This window comes from Bradyrhizobium sp. IC4059 (assembly GCF_020193615.1).
In the GTDB taxonomy this organism is placed as follows: Bacteria; Pseudomonadota; Alphaproteobacteria; order Rhizobiales; family Xanthobacteraceae; genus Bradyrhizobium; species Bradyrhizobium yuanmingense.
The window spans coordinates 56,732-76,340 of record NZ_JADYVH010000014.1 but is presented as its reverse complement, the minus strand read 5'-3'; the positions used below and the strand labels follow the sequence as shown (position 1 = coordinate 76,340).

At 66.5% G+C, this 19,609-nt stretch carries 17 protein-coding genes; 8 read left to right on the top strand and 9 right to left on the bottom strand.

The genetic code is table 11. The features are described from left to right. On the bottom strand, positions 1-360 hold the full coding sequence (locus tag I6F12_RS32245; RefSeq protein WP_225158067.1) for a hypothetical protein: 360 nt from the start codon (positions 358-360) through the stop codon (positions 1-3). 68 nt (positions 361-428) lie between these two features. Beyond that, the gene (locus tag I6F12_RS32240) at positions 429-1,337 is read right to left on the bottom strand and encodes a PaaI family thioesterase (protein WP_225126717.1); all 909 of its coding nucleotides are present in this window, start codon (positions 1,335-1,337) and stop codon (positions 429-431) included. 136 nt (positions 1,338-1,473) lie between these two features. Here I6F12_RS32240 and I6F12_RS32235 point away from each other — a divergent pair, with 136 nt between their 5' ends. Next, on the top strand, positions 1,474-1,794 hold the full coding sequence (locus tag I6F12_RS32235; RefSeq protein ID WP_225158066.1) for a hypothetical protein: 321 nt from the start codon (positions 1,474-1,476) through the stop codon (positions 1,792-1,794). 235 nt (positions 1,795-2,029) lie between these two features. Here I6F12_RS32235 and I6F12_RS32230 read toward each other — a convergent pair whose 3' ends face one another. Beyond that, on the bottom strand, positions 2,030-3,499 hold the full coding sequence (locus tag I6F12_RS32230) for an amidase (protein ID WP_225158065.1): 1,470 nt from the start codon (positions 3,497-3,499) through the stop codon (positions 2,030-2,032). Between the two features lie 116 nt (positions 3,500-3,615). Beyond that, complete coding sequence (locus tag I6F12_RS32225; RefSeq protein WP_225158064.1) at positions 3,616-4,725, bottom strand: ring-opening amidohydrolase; 1,110 nt, start codon at positions 4,723-4,725, stop codon at positions 3,616-3,618. A gap of 242 nt (positions 4,726-4,967) precedes the next feature. Between I6F12_RS32225 and I6F12_RS32220 the strand changes: the two genes are divergently transcribed. Next, positions 4,968-7,304, top strand: coding sequence for a Tex family protein (locus I6F12_RS32220; RefSeq protein ID WP_109145240.1), 2,337 nt, complete (start codon positions 4,968-4,970; stop codon positions 7,302-7,304). Between the two features lie 25 nt (positions 7,305-7,329). Here I6F12_RS32220 and I6F12_RS32215 read toward each other — a convergent pair whose 3' ends face one another. Both I6F12_RS32215 and I6F12_RS32210 read right to left on the bottom strand, forming a co-directional pair. Next, positions 7,330-7,701, bottom strand: a complete 372-nt coding sequence (locus I6F12_RS32215; protein ID WP_225158063.1) for a helix-turn-helix transcriptional regulator — start codon at positions 7,699-7,701, stop codon at positions 7,330-7,332. After that, positions 7,698-8,564, bottom strand: a complete 867-nt coding sequence (locus tag I6F12_RS32210) for a S1C family serine protease (RefSeq protein WP_225158062.1) — start codon at positions 8,562-8,564, stop codon at positions 7,698-7,700. The genes I6F12_RS32215 and I6F12_RS32210 overlap by 4 nt, the downstream gene beginning before the upstream one ends. 191 nt (positions 8,565-8,755) lie before the next feature. Between I6F12_RS32210 and I6F12_RS32205 the strand changes: the two genes are divergently transcribed. From I6F12_RS32205 to I6F12_RS32190, 4 genes are all read left to right on the top strand, one after another. Next, on the top strand, positions 8,756-9,721 hold the full coding sequence (locus I6F12_RS32205) for a VOC family protein (RefSeq protein WP_036009665.1): 966 nt from the start codon (positions 8,756-8,758) through the stop codon (positions 9,719-9,721). A gap of 63 nt (positions 9,722-9,784) precedes the next feature. Then, a complete protein-coding gene (locus tag I6F12_RS32200; protein WP_225113904.1) occupies positions 9,785-10,660 on the top strand; it encodes a dihydrodipicolinate synthase family protein in 876 nt (291 codons plus the stop codon). Positions 10,661-10,827: 167 nt separating this feature from the next. Then, the gene (locus tag I6F12_RS32195; RefSeq protein WP_225158061.1) at positions 10,828-11,934 is read left to right on the top strand and encodes a trypsin-like peptidase domain-containing protein; all 1,107 of its coding nucleotides are present in this window, start codon (positions 10,828-10,830) and stop codon (positions 11,932-11,934) included. A 126-nt stretch (positions 11,935-12,060) separates the two neighbouring features. Beyond that, positions 12,061-14,385, top strand: coding sequence for a xanthine dehydrogenase family protein molybdopterin-binding subunit (locus I6F12_RS32190; protein ID WP_225158060.1), 2,325 nt, complete (start codon positions 12,061-12,063; stop codon positions 14,383-14,385). Between the two features lie 202 nt (positions 14,386-14,587). On the opposite strand, the gene I6F12_RS32185 is transcribed toward I6F12_RS32190, so the two are convergent. Genes I6F12_RS32185 through I6F12_RS32175 form a run of 3 tightly spaced genes read right to left on the bottom strand, consistent with a single transcriptional unit; the run spans position 14,588 to position 17,806 of the window. Continuing rightward, the gene (locus I6F12_RS32185) at positions 14,588-15,784 is read right to left on the bottom strand and encodes an acyl-CoA dehydrogenase family protein (RefSeq protein ID WP_225142135.1); all 1,197 of its coding nucleotides are present in this window, start codon (positions 15,782-15,784) and stop codon (positions 14,588-14,590) included. A 13-nt stretch (positions 15,785-15,797) separates the two neighbouring features. After that, a complete protein-coding gene (locus tag I6F12_RS32180; protein WP_225158059.1) occupies positions 15,798-16,946 on the bottom strand; it encodes an acyl-CoA dehydrogenase in 1,149 nt (382 codons plus the stop codon). Between the two features lie 5 nt (positions 16,947-16,951). After that, complete coding sequence (locus I6F12_RS32175; RefSeq protein WP_036028670.1) at positions 16,952-17,806, bottom strand: enoyl-CoA hydratase; 855 nt, start codon at positions 17,804-17,806, stop codon at positions 16,952-16,954. Positions 17,807-17,949: 143 nt separating this feature from the next. Here I6F12_RS32175 and I6F12_RS32170 point away from each other — a divergent pair, with 143 nt between their 5' ends. Together I6F12_RS32170 and I6F12_RS32165 are read left to right on the top strand one after the other, a co-directional pair. Then, complete coding sequence (locus I6F12_RS32170) at positions 17,950-18,558, top strand: LemA family protein (RefSeq protein WP_036009681.1); 609 nt, start codon at positions 17,950-17,952, stop codon at positions 18,556-18,558. Between the two features lie 131 nt (positions 18,559-18,689). Next, positions 18,690-19,604, top strand: coding sequence for a YgcG family protein (locus I6F12_RS32165; protein ID WP_036009682.1), 915 nt, complete (start codon positions 18,690-18,692; stop codon positions 19,602-19,604). The last annotated feature ends 5 nt before the right edge of the window (positions 19,605-19,609 follow it).

Below are 19,609 nucleotides of genomic sequence, written 5' to 3'. Positions count from 1 at the left end.
TCAGCCGGCGCGGTGGTTCACCTCTCCCCGCCGGGGAGAGGTGAAAGTCTGCCAGTGCAGCACGACGCCGATCAGCAGCGCCGGCAGAAAGCCGAGCGCGATCAGGAAATGCGGCAGCTGCTTCGGCGAGATTAAGGCGATCGCGGTATCGGAGATCAGCCACAGCGCTGCGAACATCACCGCAAAATCCGTTCGCGGGCACCGCAGGTAATAGAACACGGCGGTGATGACGATGGCCGGGCCGATCGCGATGCCGATCATGATCGCGGTCAGCTCCTTCGGCGTCAGCGTGTCGAGCACCATCGATGCCAGCAGCCAGAGTGCGGCGAACATGGCAACGATGTCGAGCGGATGCCGCAATCCAATTCCTCTGGCGAAAGGCGCGCTATCGTTGGGGCCGGAGCTGCGGCCGTCAAGTCAAAATGGGCTTATTCCTCGTCACTTCCAGGCGTCGGGCGCAGCATGAAGTGACCGAAAGCGGTGGCGATCGGCCTCGTCGCATCGTCCTGCCAGGCCCGCGCCTCGAAGGCGACGATACGTCGGCCCTGCTTCACGATCGAGACGTCGGCAAACGTGTCGAGCGCGCGTCCGGAGCGCAAGTAGTTGACGGTGAGGCCGATCGGCTTGGGCGGTGCGCTAGCGCCGAGCTCCCGCGCCACGCCGATGATGGCGGTGGTCTCGAGGAAGGCGCCCGTCATGCCGCCATGGATCGCCGGCAGGATCGGATTGCCGATGATCTGCGGCGAGAACGGCATCGTCAGCGTGCCGTCATCGTTGACGCGGATGCCGAGCGCGCGCGCGAACGGGCTGCGCGCAAAGGGCCCGTCCGGATCCTCCGGCGCCTCCAGCGTCGGGATGCTGCGCGCATCCATCCGGCGGTCGGCGAGCATGTTGGTGCGGTTGGCGCCGATCATGAAGCAGGCGGTCGCGGTCGCGACCGGATCGTCCTCGGACTCCTGATAGGCGGTGGAGCGCACGAAGGCGATCGAGCGCGTGGTGCGGTAGCAGACCGAATGCGCTTTGATGTCGAGGCCGGGCGTTGCCGGCTTCTGGTAGTCGATGCGCAGATCCAGGGTCGCGATCGCGCGGGTGCCGTCGAGCGCAAGTTGCACCGCCATGCCGCAGCTCTCGTCCAGCATCGCGGTGACGACGCCGCCATGCAGCACGCCGGTCGCGGTGTCGCCGACGAAGACCGGTCGATAGGGCAGGCTGGACCAAGCCTCGCCAGGTGCGAACCGGTCGAGCTGGAGCCCGCTGATATGGCCGTAATCGGAGCGGCGGCCCTTGATGGCCTCGGCGAGTTCCTCGAAGGCAAGCGTGGTCGGCGTGGTGCTCATGGGGACCTTCTAGACCAGTGTCGGGCCTCGCGCAAAATCCCGAATGAGCCCCGCATGGGACGGTTTGGTCTCGACAGGGCGCGCCGAAGCGTCGATGGTGGGCGCTTCGTTCGTCGATGAACTGCAAGGAGCGCCCATGGCCGACCCCGAAACGCCCTCGACCGCCCAGGCGCCCGTCACCATTTCCACCTCCAGCGCCGAGCGGGCGCCGATCATCTATTTCGACGGCGCATCCTGCTTCGGTCACCACAACGGCGCGATCCAGATCGAGCTTGCCGCAAACCTGTTGATGCCGGTCGGCGCCGCCGTCAGGGTCGACGTGGTCCAGACCGCGCATCTGCGTTGCAGTGTCGCCGCAGCACTGGCACTGCGCGAAGCCCTCGAAAAGGCGCTCGCGATGTATCAGCAGGGTCAGAAGCAGCCGGTGGCGGAGGAGATACCGGCGGTCAAGAACTGAGGCTGTTGCGATCGCGTATCGATGCGATCGCACACTTGCTAAAGCGAGATCCATGCCACGGGCTCGCTGCAACCTCTCCCGCTTGCGGGAGAGGTCGCGCCGAAGGCGCGGGTGAGGGCTTTCTCCTCTAGGGGATTGTCCCATCGCGGAAACACCCTCTCCCCAGCCCTCTGCCGCAAGCGGGAGAGAGTGCACCTCCGCTGTAGCGACCGAACTGATCTCATCACGCTCTAATTTAGTTCACATGCACCTTAGGCTTGCTGCCGCCGTTCCACTTGCCGTCAAGCGCGCGCTCGATCTGGGCGGCGAGCTGCAGCAGGAGGCCGTCATTGGCCTGCTTGGCGATCGCCTGGATGCCGAGCGGCAGGCCGTGGTCTTGCGCCGCCATCGGCATCGAAATCGCCGGCATGCCGCAGAGATTGGCGAGCGGCGTGAAGGCGAAGAAGCGCCACAGATTGTCGAACCAGTCGCGCACATCAAGGTTGTCGGAGATGGTGAGATATTCCCTGGTGCCGACCTTCGGCGTCGGCAGCGCCGTGATCGGCGTCAGGATCACGTCCCATTGCTCGAAGAAGCTGCCGAAGCCGCGCGAGGTCGTGTTGAACACGGCCTGCATCTTCGCCCGCTCGGCAAAGCTGGTGTGGCGCCCGGCTTCCCAGATCCGGATGTTCATCGGCTCGATCAGATCCTCCGGCGGCTTTTCCAGTCCGCGCGCAGCGAGCATGTTGGAGATCACCACCGCGAAGTTCGAGATGTAGCAGGTGGTCTGCGCCTCGAAGGCGGCCGGGAGGTCGATCTCCGGCAGCGCATAGTCGACGTGATGGCCGAGGCCTTCGAGGAAGCGTCCGGCCTTCTCCAGCTCGGCAGCGAGCTCGGGCGCCGCAGTGTAATTGCCCCATGTGTGCGACAGCGCGATGCGAAGCTTGCCGGGATCGCGCTTGATCATCTCGCAATAAGGCTGCGCCGTGGTCCAGAACGGCATGAACTCGCCGGGCGCAGGCCCGCGCGCATGATCGACGAAGGCGGCAGTGTCGCGCACCGAGCGCGACTGGCAGCCCTGGATCGAGACGAGGCCGGTCAGGTCCGACATGTGCGGCGCGAGCGAGAACACGCCGCGCGAGACCTTCAGGCCGATATTGCCGTTGACGCCGGCGGGAATGCGGATCGAGCCGCCGCCGTCGGTCGCATGCGCGATCGGCACCACGCCCGCGGCCACCATCGCCGCGCTGCCTGCCGATGAGCCGCAGGTGGTGTAGTCCGTATTCCAGGGATTGCGCGTGACGTAGACGGCAGGATTGTCGGCCGACGAGCACACGCCGAATTCTGGCGTCGTGGTGCGACCGATCAGGTTGAGCCCCGCCTGACGGAATTTGCCGGTGAGGAACGTATCGGCGCTCGCGCGATTGCCGCGCATCAGCAGCGATCCCATCTCCTGCAGCCGGCCCTTCATGGTCGGTCCGAGGTCCTTCATCAGGAAGGGCAGGCCGGCGAACGGACCTGCGAGATTGGCGCCGTCCTTGGCGGGATCGGCGATCACGTCCTCGAACAGCTCGACCACGCCGGACAGCGCTGGATTGACCTTGGCAACGCCCGCGGCGGCCTGGCGCGCCAGCTCCTTCGCCGTCAGCTCGCCCTTGCGAACGCGCCCCGCCAGCGCGACGCCGTCGTGCTGTGTCCATTCATTCCAGCTCATCGGCAAAGTCATGAAGTCAAATCCCCTTAAGGTCGCGGCGTCACCTTTTTCGCAACGGCCCGCGTGAATCAACCGAGGCGCCACGAGGGGCAGGGTTGCGCCCGGCGGAGAGGTCGGGCTGCCGGCTATCAATCCGACAGTCGTGCGATCGCTGCAACCGGGCCGCCGCCGGCCGGCCCCTGATGCTCGGCGCCGCCGGACACGTAGACCGCGCCGGTGCCGGCAAGGCCCGCGATCAGGCCGCCGACCGCTGCGCGGGCGTGGCGTGTCGAGCTGATGTCGGTGTCTTCAAGCATGGTGTGGCGGAAGCCGCGCACGGTGCCGTCCGGCGAGGCCTCCGCCTTGGCGAAGATGTTGACGAGCGTGCGGCCCGCGGTGGTTTGCGGCGCAGTGCCAAGCCCGACGCTGTTCAACGCCGATACCACCGCCGCGGCGTCGATGGCATCCTCCATCACGGCATGGCCGATCTCGAACTCACTCGCTGAAGATGCCGAGTTGCCGAGCACGATGACGACGTTATGCATCAGCTCGATCCCCGACGAGGTCGAGGCCACCTTGGAGAACAGATCATAGCGCCGCAGCACGTCCTCGTCGCCGACGTCGGAACTGATCTCGCCGAGCGCGACCGCAACGCCCAGCGCGGACGCACCGCGCGAATAGGCCATCGAGCTGTAAGCGCTTGTCGTTGCCGTTGTGGTGCCGCGGGCGTTTGCCGCCGCAACGCGCTCGCTGGTCAGCAGCGGGCACTTGATCTGCACGAAATGAACGTCCGCGGGATCGTTGATGCCGGCATCGGCCATGGCGGCTCGCACGGCCTTCGCTGTCTCGGCGATCTGCGCGGCGCGGCCGAGCTCCTCGGGCAAGAAGTCCCGCGTGTGCGCCATGCCGATGCTGAGGCGCTTGCCGTAGAGGCGTGCCGGCCGCTCGGCCTCGCTGCGCGCGAACACCGTGATGTGCGGGCTCAGCACGCCCTCGGTGCCGCCGGACATCACGAAGGCGATACGCTGCTCGACTGCCTCCGCCGACAGGCCAAGCTTGGGTGCCAGCGCCGTACATAGCGCGGCCACCGCGTATTCCCGGGTAAAATCGTTGACGCCGCCATTGCCCTCGGTCTTGCCGAGAACGGCGAGGATCGAGGTGGGATCGATCGCGCCTGAGCCGATCAAGTCCATCAGGCCGGAGACGTCGCCGGGTCCTGCGGTGGCGATCCTGAAGACGCCGACCGATGTGGTACGCATGATTGGTCCTCGTGCGGAGTGTTCGTTGGCCCGGCGGGAGCAAGCAGGCGCGGAACGCGGGGCCGATGTCAAGTCGCCGCGCCCCCACGAATGTGGCGAGATCGCATCGGTCGGGCAAAAAATCCTCTGTCGACGGTTGCGCACCGCACCTTGATGAATCAACCTTGGTTGGTCCATAAGCGGCGTCCCGCGGCCGGTGGTTCGCCCCTGCGCCCGCGTGCTTGGATTAGAGGGAATCTCGCGTGGCAAACATCAACCAGAAAATTGCGCAGGAGCTTGGGGTTCGCGCCGAGCAGGTCGAGGCGGCGGTGACGCTGCTCGACGGCGGCGCCACGGTTCCCTTCATCGCCCGCTACCGCAAGGAAGCGACCGGTGCGCTCGACGACGCGCAATTGCGCACTCTGGAGGAGCGCCTGGTTTACCTGCGCGAGCTCGAGGATCGCCGCAAGGCCATTCTCGAATCGGTCCGCGAGCAGGGCAAGCTCGATGCGGCCCTCGAGGCCTCGATCATGGCCGCTGACAGCAAGGCTCGCCTCGAGGACATCTATCTGCCGTTCAAGCCGAAGCGCCGCACCAAGGCGGAGATAGCCAAGGAAGCCGGCCTCGAGCCGCTCGCCAACCAGCTTATGGCTGAGCCCGGCAATGATCCGAAGGTCGTGGCGGAAGGCTTCATCAACGCCGAGAAGGGCGTCGCTGACGCCGCTGCCGCGCTCGACGGCGCTCGCGCCATCCTGGTCGAGCGCTTCGACGAGGATGCCGATCTGATCGGCGCCTTGCGCGAGGAGATGTGGACCAATGCGCGCATGGCCTCCAAGGTGCGCGACGGCAAGAAGACCGAGGGCGAAAAATTCGCCGACTATTTCGATTTCTCCGAGCCGCTGACAAAACTGCCCTCGCACCGCATCCTCGCGATGTTCCGCGGCGAGAAAGAAGAAATTCTCGACCTGCAAATTCAGCCCGAGGCCGAGGCGCCGCCGCCGGGCGTGCCGAGCGCCTATGAATTGAAGATCATGAAGCGGTTCGGCATTGCCGATCTCAAGCGTCCCGGCGACCGCTGGCTGATCGATACCGTGCGCTGGGCCTGGCGCACCAAGATCCAGGTGCATCTCAATATCGATCTGCGCATGCGGCTGTGGAATTCGGCCGAGACCGAGGCCGTGCGCGTGTTCGCCTCGAACCTGCGTGACCTCCTGCTGGCCGCGCCCGCCGGCACCCGCGTCACCATGGGGCTCGATCCCGGCTACCGCACCGGCGTGAAGGTCGCCGTCGTCGATGCCACCGGCAAGGTGGTCGACACCACCGCGATCTATCCGCACGAGCCGCAGCGGCAATGGAACGAGTCGCTGGCGACGCTCGGCCGGCTCGCAATCAAGCACCGCGTCGAGCTGATCGCGATCGGCAACGGCACCGCCTCGCGCGAGACCGACAAGCTCGCCACCGAGCTGGTCAAGGGTCTGCCTGAGCTGAAGATGAACAAGATCGTGGTGTCGGAAGCCGGCGCGTCCGTCTATTCAGCCTCGGCCTTCGCCTCGGAGGAGCTGCCCGGCCTCGATGTCACCCTGCGCGGCGCGGTGTCGATCGCGCGGCGCCTGCAGGATCCGCTCGCCGAGCTCGTCAAGATCGAGCCGAAGGCGATCGGCGTCGGCCAGTATCAACACGACCTCGGCCAGGCCAAGCTCGCCAAATCGCTCGACGCCGTGGTGGAGGATTGCGTGAACGCGGTCGGCGTCGACGTCAACACCGCCTCCGCGCCGCTGCTGGCGCGCGTGTCGGGTGTCGGCTCCGGCCTCGCCCAGAGCATCGTGGCGCATCGCGACGCCAATGGTCCGTTCAAGTCGCGCAAGGCGCTCAAGGACGTGCCGCGGCTCGGGCCGAAGGCGTTCGAGCAGTGCGCGGGCTTCTTGCGCATCCTCGGCGGCGAGGATCCGCTCGATGCCTCCGGCGTGCATCCGGAGGCCTATCCCGTGGTGCGCCGGATTCTCGAGGCGACCAGGAGCGACATCAAGGCGCTGATCGGCAACAGCGACGTCGTGCGCACGCTGAAGCCGAAGGATTTCGTCGACGAGACCTTCGGTCTGCCGACGATCACCGACATCCTGCGCGAATTGGAAAAGCCCGGCCGCGACCCGCGCCCTGCGTTCAAGGCGGCGGTGTTCAAGGAAGGCGTCGAGGAGATCAAGGATCTCAAGAAGGGCATGATCCTCGAGGGCACCGTGACAAACGTCGCCGCCTTCGGCGCCTTCGTCGACATCGGCGTGCACCAGGATGGCCTCGTGCACATCTCGGCGATGTCGAAGACCTACATCAAGGACCCGCGCGAGGTGGTGAAGCCCGGCGACATCGTCAAGGTGAAGGTGCTGGACTTCGAGGTCGCCCGCAAGCGCATCTCGCTGACGCTGCGCCTCGACGACGAGGTCGGGCCTAAGAAGGACGCCCCCGGCATGCAGCGCGACAACAATCAGCGCAACGCAAGCCGCATGACGTCGTCTGCGCCGCGCAAGCAGGAATCTTCGGGCGGCGGCGCGCTCGCCGAAGCGCTGCGCCGCGCGGCGGAGAAGAACAACGGCAAGCGGGTGTAGCGGCTGAGCGGCGCCGTTAGGGCTGTCAAAGCTCGATCACGCCGCGGCGCGCCGCATGCGCCACCGCATCGGTGCGGCCGGTGGCGTCGAGCTTGTCGAGCAACGAGCCGACATGGAATTTCACGGTGTGCACGGAGATGCCGAGCTGCCGCGCGATCATCTTGTTGGACGCGCCCTCGGCCATCAGCGCGAGCACGTCCAGCTCGCGCTGCGTCAGCGCGATGTCCGCAGGCATGATGCGCGTATCGCGGGCGACGATCGTTGCGGCGGCCTGCTCGCCGGGCGCGGCAAGGCGAAGCCCGGCGACATTGCCGAGCAGGGCCGCCAGGCGATCGGCGAGGGCGGCATCGTCGATCTCCAGCGATAGTACGATCTCGGCCGTCTTGTCCTCGCTCACGCCTCCGGCCTTTCCCCGACCGTGACCTTGAAGCTGACCGGCTCGCCGCCACGGTGCACGGCGACGTCCACCACCGCGCCGACGCTCGCAGGTCCCAGTGTCCGCGACAGCGCGCGCACGCCCGACAGCTTCTGGCCGTCGACTGCAACGATCACGTCGCCCTGGCGAATGCCGGCCGCGGCCGAAGGCCCAGCCTTGTCGACATTCATGACCATGGCGCCGATGCCGTCGTCGAGCTGCACCGGCTGCAGCCCGAGGCCGAGATAGCCACGCGCGATGCGGCCGCGCGCCTCGAGCTGGGGCGCGACACGCTCGATCGTCGCGGTCGGGATCACCAGCACGCGCCGCGGCCCGAGCACGGCCATGCCGAAGGCTTCGCCCGATGCATCGAGCGCGAGCCCGCCCTGCTGGCTGCCGCGTAGGCGGACGTCGAGCTCGATCCGCGCATCGATGTCGCCGCCGCGCAAGGAACGCCAGCTCTTTCCGGACGCCGACACCATCCCGAGCGCCGCGCTTGGTGTCTCCCGGTTGGTCGCGACCACGACCGACAATGCGCCCAGCGGCGGGACGGTTGCCGCGAGCTTGACCGGCGCGACCGCGGCCTCAGTGCGCAGCAGCGCGATGTCGGTGGTGTGGTCGCGGCCGGCGATCGTGGCAGCGACCCGACGACCGTCGGCGAGGCCGATCTCGACCCCGCCCTCGTCGGCGAGGGCCTCATCGGCGGTGATGATCAGGCCGCTCCTCCAGACGAAGCCGGTCGCGCGAGAGCGATGCGAATGCACGGAGACGACGGACGGCGCGGTGCGCGCCACAATGTCCGCGAGCGCGGAGGACAGTGAGGACAGGGGACTAAGATCAGTCATGGCGGGCTCCCGTAAGTTGTCCTCAATCTGGGATGCCGCGGGCGATTGCGAAACTGGCCGGGTGGCCAGGACCAGGACGGCCTCCGCAAGACCGCGACCGACGAACATGTGATTGGGAGCGCCTCACGGGAACGTGTAGCAATCCCAAAATTGGGCCATTTGGCCTCGAGGATTTCCAGCGAGCCCGACCGATGACCATCGACTTGACCCGCCGCACCCTGCTGCAGCTCGCCGGCGCCACCTCGCTCGCCATGGCCGCCGCAGCCGCGGCCCGTGCCGAGGGCACAGCGCAGGGCGGCGGCCCCACCTTTGCCAGCCGTACGCCGATGCGGGTCGGCATGGTGACGCTGCGGGTGAAGAGCCTCGACAAAGTCGCAGATTATTACCGCGATGTGATCGGGCTCACCGTGATGGAGCGCTCGGCGGCCACAGCCAAGCTCGGCACATCAGGCCTCACGCTGCTGGTGCTGGAGGCCCGTCCCGAAGCCGCGATTGAATCGCGCAGCGCCGCAGGCCTCTACCACACCGCCTTCCTGATGCCGACCCGCAAGGATCTGGCGCGCTGGCTGGTTCATGCCGCCTCGCACCGCGTGCCGTTGTCGGGCTTTGCCGATCATCTCGTCTCCGAATCCGTCTATCTCGACGACCCCGAAGGCAACGGCATCGAGGTCTATGCCGACCGCGACCCCTCGCAATGGCAATGGAGCGAGGGTAGCGTGAAGATGGCGACCGACGAGCTCAACATTCCCGACCTGTTGTCGCTCACCAATACGCGCGTTCCCGATTATGCCAAGGCGCCGGACGGAATGCGCATCGGCCACATGCATCTGCGCGTCGGCGATCTCGCCCAGGCCGAGAGCTTCTATCACGGCACGGTCGGCCTCGACCCGACTCGTCGCCGCAGCGGCGCCGCGTTCCTGGCGTCGGGCCGCTATCACCATCACCTCGGCATGAATGTCTGGCAGAGCCAGGGCGCCGGCCAGCGCGACGAGTCCACGACCGGTCTTGCCTGGTTCTCGCTGGTGATGGCGAAGCCGGAGCTGCTCGCCGCGCAGGAAGAACGGCTGCGCAAAGGCGGTGTGAAGGTCACGGCGCTTGCGGATGGGGTGGAGGCGATCGATCCCTGGGGCACGCGGGTGCGTCTGCTCAGGGTTTGATCGCCGGCGCCGGCATTGGTAATAGCCGTCAGCCGCAAACCAATCGACCGGGATCCGCGCCGCATGTCCGAATTCCACGGTGTCTTTCCGTATCTCGTCTCGCCCATCGATGCCGACGGCACGGTGCGAACCAACGTGCTGGCAAAACTCTGCGACGACCTGATCGGCGCCGGCGTGCACGGGCTGACGCCGTTGGGCTCGACCGGCGAATTCGCTTACCTAAACGCCGCGCAACGTACGGCGGTCGTGCAGACCACGATTGAGGCCGCGCAGGGGCGCGTGCCTGTTATCGCCGGCGTCGCCTCGACCGCAACGGCGGATGCGGTGGCGCAGGCGAAAGCCTGCCAGAAGTGTGGGGCCGACGGCATCCTTGCGATTTTGGAGGCGTATTTCCCCCTGGCCGATGCGCAGGTCGAATCCTATTTCCGCGCCATTGCCGATGCCGTCGACATTCCCGTCGTCATCTACACCAATCCGCAATTCCAGCGCTCCGATCTCACGCTCGACGTCATCGCGCGCCTCGCCGAGCATCCGCGCATCGGCTACATCAAGGATGCCTCGACCAACACCGGTCGGCTGCTCTCGATCATGAACCGCTGCGGGGACTCCTTGCGCGTGTTCTCCGCCTCCGCCCACATTCCGGCGGCGGTGATGCTGATCGGCGGCCGCGGCTGGATGGCGGGACCTGCCTGCATCATCCCGCGCCAGAGCGTGATGCTCTACGATCTATGCACGGCCGGCCGCTGGGACGAGGCCATGGCGCTGCAGCGGCGGCTGTGGCGGATCAACGAAGCCTTCGCCCGTTTCAATCTCGCGGCGTGCATCAAGGCCGGCCTTGCGATCCAGGGCTATGACGTCGGCGGCCCCGTCCCGCCGCAGGCGCCACTGACGGCGGATGCGCGCAAAATCGTGGAAACGGCGCTGCGCGAGCTGGAATAGCTCGCCACGCGGCAATATGCCCCGGCATCCGTGCCGGGCGCAAAATGGTCCATACCTGACCGAGAAACTTCCGCGCGTTTGCGACGTTGCTGCGTAAGCGAGATCCTGCCACTTCATGCATGTGCATCTCACAGCCCGCATTCAGCACAAGACACGGTGATCACCCAATGAATCGTCGCTATGCGATTGCCGCGGCAGCCTTCGCCGCCCTGCTGGTCGCGGTCACGGCCGCGAAGATCCTGCATGTCCCCGTCTCGTATGTCCCATGGGCCGCGCCCTCCGCACGTGCCGTCGAGCAGCGCGGGCCGCTGTGGGACGGCGAGAAGGCGACCATCGACATCTTCGAGCGCGTATCGCCGTCGGTCGTTCAGGTTGCGGCCAAGTCGGCGGCAAGTCCCCTCATGGGCGAGGAGAGCCAGGCCGGCGGCGGTGCTTCCGGCACGGGATTTGTCTGGGACCGCGACGGCCACCTGGTGACGAACAATCATGTCGTCGCCAATGGCGGCGAGATCGCCGTGCGCTTTGCCTCGGGTGAGGTGGCCCAGGTCGACCTGGTCGGTACGGCGCCCAATTACGATCTCGCGGTGTTGCGCATCCGCAGCGTGCGCCAGCTTCCAGCTCCGATTGCGCTGGGCAGTTCGAATGACCTGAAAGTCGGACAATCCGCTTTCGCGATCGGCAATCCCTTCGGGCTGGATCAGTCGATGACTTCCGGGATCATCAGCGCGCTCAAGCGCCGGCTCCCGACCCATGGCGGCCGGGAGATCGCGAACGTCATCCAGACCGATGCCGCGATCAATCCCGGCAATTCGGGCGGGCCGCTATTGGATTCCGCCGGCCGGCTGATCGGCGTCACGACTGCGATCATCTCGCCCTCCGGATCGAACGCCGGCATCGGCTTCGCGGTGCCGGTCGATGTCGTGAGCCGGATCGTGCCCGAGCTGATCCGCAACGGCCGGGTGCCGACGCCGGGCATCGGCATCGTGGCCGCCGGCGAGGATGTTTCGACCCGGCTTGCTGTCGAAGGGGTGATCGTGGTGCGGACGGCCCCCGGCAGTCCTGCCGAGCGGGCGGGGATTCGCGGCGTCAACTTTTCCACGGGAGCGGTCGGAGACATCATCACCGCGGTGGAAGGCAAGCCGGTGCGGCGCCTTGCCGACCTGACCGATGCGCTCGAGCAGGCCGGGGCCGGAAAGACCGTTCGGCTCACGGTCAAGCGCGGCTCGGACACCCGTGATGTGAATGTGAGCATTGTCGATATCGACAGGTCCTAGCCGCCCAATCCGCGCCTGCAAGGGGCCCTGACGCGCATTGCCGATGCGCCGGGGCTCGGTTGTCTGGCGCGCAAAATCGGTTAAAACCGCCGCCGTCGTTTTTCCCGATCTCGAGGATACAGCGGAATGAACATTCTTCCCGGCAATTTGCGTTTCGGAGCGGGGCAGCCCGTCAAGCGTTTGGAAGACCAGAGGCTGCTCACCGGGAAGGGACAGTTCATCGACGACAAGCCGGAGGACGGCGCGCTGTGGTTGCACGTGCTGCGCTCGCCGCACGCCCACGCCAAGATCGTCTCGATCGACACCAGCGCCGCGGCTTCGATGCCGGGCGTTGCCGCGATCTACACCGGTGCGGACCTCGTCAAGGACGACATCGGCACCATCCCGACGCTGAACATCTTCAAGCGGCCGGACGGCAAGCCGATGACCGTGCCGCCGCGCCGGCTGCTCGCCCACGAGGTCGTCCGCTACGCCGGCGAGGCCGTGGCCGCGGTGGTGGCGTCATCGCGCGTGGAGGCGCAGAGCGCGGCCGAGGCGATCGCGGTCGAATACGATGTGCAGCCCGCGGTGGTCGATCCCGTCGAGGCGGTGAAATCAGGTGCGCCCGTGGTGTGGCCGGAGGCGCCCGACAACATCGTCGGCGCCATGAGCTACGGCGATGCCGCCAAGGTCGACGAGGCCTTTGCCCAGGCGGCGCACACCGTCGAGCTCGATATCGTCAGCCAGCGTCTCGTTCCGTCCGCGATGGAGCCGCGCTCGACCATTGCCGAGATCGACAAGAAGTCCGGCCGTCTCCTGCTGCACGTGCAGTCGCAGACGCCGGCCTCGACCCGCGACGTGCTGGCGGAAGCCGTGCTGAAGCGTCCCAAGGACAGTGTCCGCGTGCTGGTCGGCGACATCGGCGGCGGCTTCGGCCAGAAGACCAATCTCTATCCCGAGGACGGCATCGTCGCCTATGCCGCGACCAAGCTGAACAAGAAGATCCGCTGGCGCGGCGACCGCACCGACGAGTTCGTCGGCGGTACCCACGGCCGTGATCTCACGTCCACGGCGTCCTTCGCGCTGGATGACAAGGGCAAGGTGCTGGCCTATCGCGTCAAGTCGATCGGCTGCACCGGGGCCTATTCCTCGGGCGCGGCCAACATCATCCCGCTGGTGCTCGGGCCGTTCGTACAGACCGGTGTCTACCACCTGCCGCTGGTGCACTTCGAGGTGCAGTCGGTGATGACCCACACCGCGCCGGTCGGGGCCTATCGTGGCGCCGGCCGCCCTGAGGCGGTGTTCATCGTCGAGCGCCTGTTCGACGCCGCTGCGCGAAAAATCGGCATGGATCCGCGCGCGATCCGCAAGGCCAACTACATCAAGCCGGCGCAGCTGCCCTACACCAATGCGGCCGGCCAGGTCTACGATTCCGGCGCCTTCGCGCACATGCTCGACCGCGCCGTGAAGCTCGCTGACTGGGACGGCTTTGCCGCGCGCAAGAAGGCCGCGAAGAAGAAGGGCCTGCTCTACGGCCGCGGACTCACCTCCTACATCGAGTGGACCGGCGGCCGCGCCCACGCCGAGAAGGTCACGCTGCAAGCGACCTCGCAAGGCCGCGTTGTGCTGCATTCCGGCACCATGGCGATGGGGCAGGGGCTGCAGACCACCTACACCCAGATGATCTCCGACACGCTCGGCATTGCCATGGACAAGATCGACGTGGTGCAGGGCGACACCGATCTTGCCATGGGCTTCGGCAGCGTCGGCTCGCGGTCGCTGTTCGTCGGCGGCACCGCGGTTGCGGTCTCCTCGAATGACTTGATCCAGAAGGCGCGCGAGAAGGCCGCGAACGTGCTGGAGACTTCGGTCGAGGATATCGAATATCAGGGCGGCATGCTCACCGTGGTCGGCACCGACCGCCGCATCAGCCTGTTCGATCTCGCCGAGAAGGAGAGCGGCGCCAGGCTCAGCGTCGATTCCGAAGGCGAGGTCGACGGTCCCAGCTGGCCGAACGGCACGCATATTTGCGAGGTCGAGATCGACCCCGAGACCGGCGTCTCCAAGGTCGTGCGCTACACCACGGTCGACGACGTCGGCGTCGCCGTGAACCCGATGCTGGTCACCGGCCAGATCCATGGCGGCGTCGCGCAAGGCATCGGCCAGGCGCTGTATGAAGGCGTGTCGTATGATGCCGACGGCCAGCTGCTGACCGCGAGCTACCAGGATTACTGCATCCCGCGCGCCGATGACGTGCCGCCGATCGTGGTGACGCTGGATGATTCCGCGCCCTGCCGCACCAATCCGCTCGGCGCCAAGGGCTGCGGCGAATCCGGCGCCATCGGCGGCCCGCCCTGCGTCACCAACGGCGTGATGGACGCGCTCGCCGAGCTCGGCATCACCCAGCTGAACACGCCCCTGACGCCGCAGAAGATCTGGCAGGCGATCCGGGACGCGAAGGCGGCGGGGTAAGTGCGCTAGCTGTTGCGCAGGCTATTGCACCAAACTCAGCTCGTCGTCCCGGGGCGCGCAAAGCGCGAGCCCGGGACCCATAACCACAGGGAGTGGTTGTCGCGCGAAGCTGGCAACTCCGAGTCCCCGTAACCACCTCGGCCTGTGGTTATGGGTCCCCGCCTCCGCGGGGACGACACTGAGGATGTGGCGCCGGTTCGCCCTAAATCCCCAGCATCATCTTCGCGATAATATCCCGCTGGATTTCCGAGGTGCCGCCAAAGATGGTGTAGGCGCGGCCGTTGAGATATTCCGGCATCACCGTCAGCATCTCCTCAGGCGTCGCCGGCTCGTGGTTGAGCTTGTAGAGCGGGCGCATCGGCTCGACGGCGAGGGCGTCATGGCCGATCACGTCGGCCCCTAACCGCGTCACGGCCTGGCGGATCTCGCTGTTGCGCAGCTTCAGGATCGACGACACCGCGCCGGGATTCTGGCCGGTCTGGAGTGCCGAGAGCACGCGCAGCTCCGTCATCTCGAGCGCGTCGATGTCGACCTCGACCTCGGCAATCCGCGTCGCGATGTCGGGGCTGTCGATGGCGCGGCCCGTGAGGTCGGACTCGGCAAGATCGGCAACCGCCTTCAATCCTTCGCGCAGCTTGGCCGAGGCGATGCCCGCGCCGCGCTCGAACTCGAGCAGATATTTGCCGTAGGTCCAGCCCTTGCCTTCCTCGCCGACGCGGTTGGCGACGGGCACGCGGACGTCGTCGAAGAACACCTGGTTGACCTCGTGGTCGCCGCCGATGGTGAGGATGGGACGGATGGTGATGCCCGGCGTCTTCATGTCGATCAGGATGAAGCTGATGCCGTCCTGCTGCCGCGGCCCATCGCTGGTGCGCACCAGCGCGAACATGCGGTTGGCGTGATGGGCGTGCGTGGTCCAGATCTTGGTGCCGTTGATGATGTAGTCGTCGCCGTCGCGCACCGCGCGCGTCTTGAGGGACGACAGATCTGAGCCGGAGCCCGGCTCGGAATAGCCCTGGCACCAATAATCCTCGCCGGAGAGAATCCGCGGCAGGTAGAAATTCTTCTGCTCGGGGCTGCCGAAGCCGATGATGACGGGCCCGACCATCTTCACGCCCATCACGTTGACGTTGGGCACGCCGGCGCGGGCGCATTCAGTCTCGAAGATCCAGCGCTGCGCCGGCGTCCAGTCGGGGCCGCCATATTCGACCGGCCAGCCCGGCGCGCCCCAGCCTTGGGCGTGCAGCGCGCGCTGCCAGGCCATGCCGATGTCGGGATCGGAGAACACCGATGGCGTCAGCGCGGTCGCGCGCTTCATTTCCTCGGTGAGATTCTTGGCGATGAAGCCGCGCACCTCGCTCTGGAAGGCGCGCTCCTCGGCATTGAACGACAGGTCCATGATGCGCTCCTTGTTAAGCAGAGATGGCCCTGCGGCTCAGCTCGGCGTGGCGGGCATAGTGATGCGCGCTGCCGCCGAACAGCGTGTCGAACGCGACGAGGCGCTTGAAATAGGCGCCGACCTCAAGCTCCTCGGTGACGCCCATGCCGCCATGGAGCTGGATCGACTGCTCGCCGACGAAGCGCGCGCATTTGCCGATCTTCGCCTTCGCGCCCGAGGCTGCCCGGGCACGCTCGATCGGCGCGCTATCGGCCTTCAACGCCGCGCGCAGCGCCATCGAGCGGGCCTCGTCCACCTGCATCGCCATGTCGGCGAGGCGGTGGCGGATCACCTGGTTGGCGGAGAGCGGCCGGCCGAATTGTTTTCGGATCTTGGTGTAGTCGAGCGTGGTGTCGAGCAGCGTCTGCATGATGCCGACAGCTTCCGCACCGAGCGCGGCCATGGCGCGATCAATCGCCCATTCGATCGCGGGCACGGCGTCGCTGCCGTCGCCGAGCAGGGCGTCTTCCGGCAGATGCGCGTCGAACAGCTCGATGTTGCAGGCGCGTCCGCCGCCGAGACGGGGATAATCACTGATGACGAGGCTTGACGTCGTCGCCTGCACGAGGAACAGGCCGATCCGGCCCGAGGGGCCTCGATGATCGTGGATATGGGCGGAGACGATGATCTCGTCGGCGGCATGTCCGTCGAGCACGGCGATCTTGCTGCCGGAAAGGCGCCAGCCTTGTCCGGTCTTGTTGGCGCTGGTCGTGACCTTGGCAAGATCGAACCGGGCGGCGCGCTCCGAATGCGCCAGCGCAAGCTTCAGTGATCCGTCCGCCACCTTGGGCAGGCTCGCCTGCTTCTGCTCGCTGGTGCCGCATCTGGCGATCAGCGCGGCCCCGAGCACGACGGTTGCGACATAAGGCTCAGAAACCAGGCCCCGGCCGAAGGCCTCCATCAAGATGCCGATATCGACCGCGCCGCCGCCGAGCCCGCCGAACTCTTCCGGAAGCGGCAGCGCCAGCCAGCCAAGCTCGGCGAACTGCTTCCAAACGGCCGGGCTGAAGCCGAGCGGATCATTCGCGATTCTGCGGCGGTGGTCGGCATCGTAGCTTTCGGCCACGAATCGTTCCGCGCTCTCGCGCAGCAACTTTTGCTCGTCACTGAGATTGAGATCCATCGCGTCTACTCCGCGGCGGCCGGCGGCTTGCGTACGGAGGGATGCAGGCCGGATGGATCGACGATCATGCCGAACTCCTGGAGATTGTGCGCGTGGCAGAGCTGATGCAGCGCGAAGGCCTGGTCGATCGCGGCCGGCTGGCCCATGACGTCGACCGAGCGGTTGACCGCCTCCTTGGTCAGCTTCAGCGCGAAGGACGGTTTTGTCGCGATCCTTCGCGCCAGCTCCAGCACGCGCGACGACAGCTCGGCGCGCGGCACGATTTGGTTGACCATGCCGAGCTGGTGCGCCTCCTGCGCGCTCCAGCTGTCGGCGGTGAACAGGAACTCCTTGGCCTTGCGTGGCCCCAGCTCCCAGGGATGCACGAACCATTCGACGCCGCACACGCCCATGGTGACGACGGGATCGCAGAACTGCGCATCGTCGCTGGCGACGATGAGATCGCAGGCCCAGGCCAGCATCAAGCCGCCGGCGATGCACTTGCCATGCACCTCGGCAATGGTGGGCTTTGCCAGATTGCGCCAGCGCCGGGTGATCTGGAGATAAATCTCCTGCTCGCGGGCGAACCGGCCATGGGCGTTCGGCTCGGCGAAACCGCCCCAATTTCCAATCGGCGGGAAATCGACCCCTGCGGTATTCTTGTCTCCGGGGCGCAGGTCGTGGCCGGAGGAGAAGTGCGGGCCGTTCCCGGCGAGAATGATCACCTTGACCGCATCGTCCTGCACCGCCGCGTCGAAGGCGGCGTTGAGGTCGTAGGTCATTTGCAGGTTCTGCGCGTTGCGCGCCTCGGGCCGGTTCATCACGACACGGACGATCGCCGGCTCAGGCCGTTCCACGAGGATGGTCTCGAACGAGGACATCGCGTTCCCCCTGGTGTGTCCGCTCTTGTTTTGCCGGAGTTGACTATGTCGGCCGGTGCGAGGCAAGAGGCTTGCGTCAGCCTGCTGCTTTTCTCAGGCGCGCAATCTGATAGTTTGCGCCGGATTCCACCGGGAGAAATTTAATGCGCAAGATCCTGACCGTGCTGGCCGCCCTGGCCTCGCTGAGCCTGACCAATTGCGGCTACAACGCGATCCAGAGCGAGGACGAGCAGATCAAGGGCAATTGGTCCGAGGTCGTGAACCAGTATCAGCGCCGCGCCGATCTCGTGCCCAATCTCGTCAACTCGGTGAAGGGCTTTGCCCAGCAGGAGAAGGACGTGCTGCTCGGCGTCACCAATGCACGCGCCAAGGTCGGCAGCATTCAGGCGACGCCGGAGGTGCTGAACGATCCCGCCGCGTTCCAGAAATTCCAGGCCGCGCAGAGCGAGCTCTCCAGCGCGCTGTCGCGCCTCCTGGTCGTCACCGAGAACTATCCGCAGCTGAAGTCCGATGCCCTGTTCAAGGACCTGATGTCGCAGCTCGAGGGCACCGAGAACCGCATCACGGTGGCGCGCAACCGCTACATCAAGGCGGTGCAGGATTATAACGTCACCGTCCGCTCGTTCCCGACCAATCTCACCGCGATGGCGTTCGGCTACAAGGAGAAGCCGAACTTCTCTGTCGAGAACGAGAAGGCGATCTCTACCGCGCCGAAGGTGGACTTTAACGCGGCGCCGGCGCCGTCGAAGTAAGCGCGTCGTTTCGAATGCGCGCCCCACACTCCGCTGTCATTCCCCGCGAAGGCGGGGAATCCAGTACGCCGCAGCCTCTCCGCATCCCACGGGCGTCTCTGGAATACTGGATCGCCCGGTCAAGCCGGGCGATGACAGCGAGGATTTGGTGGGCGCATCGAGCGATCGCCTCTTTTGTGTTCGCCATCGCCCTCCTCCTCACCTTTGCCTTCCCCTCCCATGCCGACGTCGCCGTCCCCCAGCTCACCGGCCGTGTCGTCGATCAGACCGGCACGCTCTCCAGCAGCGACATCGCCACGCTCACGCAAAAGCTGCGCGACTTCGAAAACCGCAAGGGCAGCCAGATCGCTGTCCTGATCGTCGCGACCACGCAGCCGGAGACGATCGAGCAATTCTCGATTCGCGTCGCGGAGGCCTGGAAGATCGGTCGCAAGAAGGTCGACGACGGCGCGATTCTCGTCGTCGCCAAGAACGACCGGCATTTGCGCATCGAGGTCGGCTACGGTCTCGAAGGCGTGCTCACCGACGTCACCTCTCGGCGCATCATCGACGAGGCGATCACCCCCAAGTTCAGGAGTGGCGATTTCGCCGCGGGCATCAGCGCAGGCGTGGACCGCATGTTGCGGGTGATCGACGGCGAGCCGCTGCCGTCACCCTCGCGCAGCGTCAACTTCGCCCACAATAGTCTGGATGATCTGGCGCCGGTGTTTGCGGTGGCGCTGTTTGCCTCGATCGGCGTCGGCGGGTTCTTCCGCGCCATCCTGGGGCGGCTGCTCGGATCATTGGTGACCGGGGGCATCATCGCAGCGGTAACCTGGCTCATTCTCGGCTCCGCGGCGCTCGCGGCGGCTGTCGGCATCCTCGGCTTCATCGTCGGATTCATCGCCGATCTGTTTTCGGCGATCACGCCGGGCACGGGCCGCTCGCGCGGCGGCTCGTGGTCGAGCGGCTCCTCCGGCGGATGGAGTAGCGGATCGTCGAGTAGCGGCGGCTTCAGCGGCGGCGGCGGCAGTTTTGGCGGCGGCGGCGCCTCGGGGAGCTGGTAGCGATC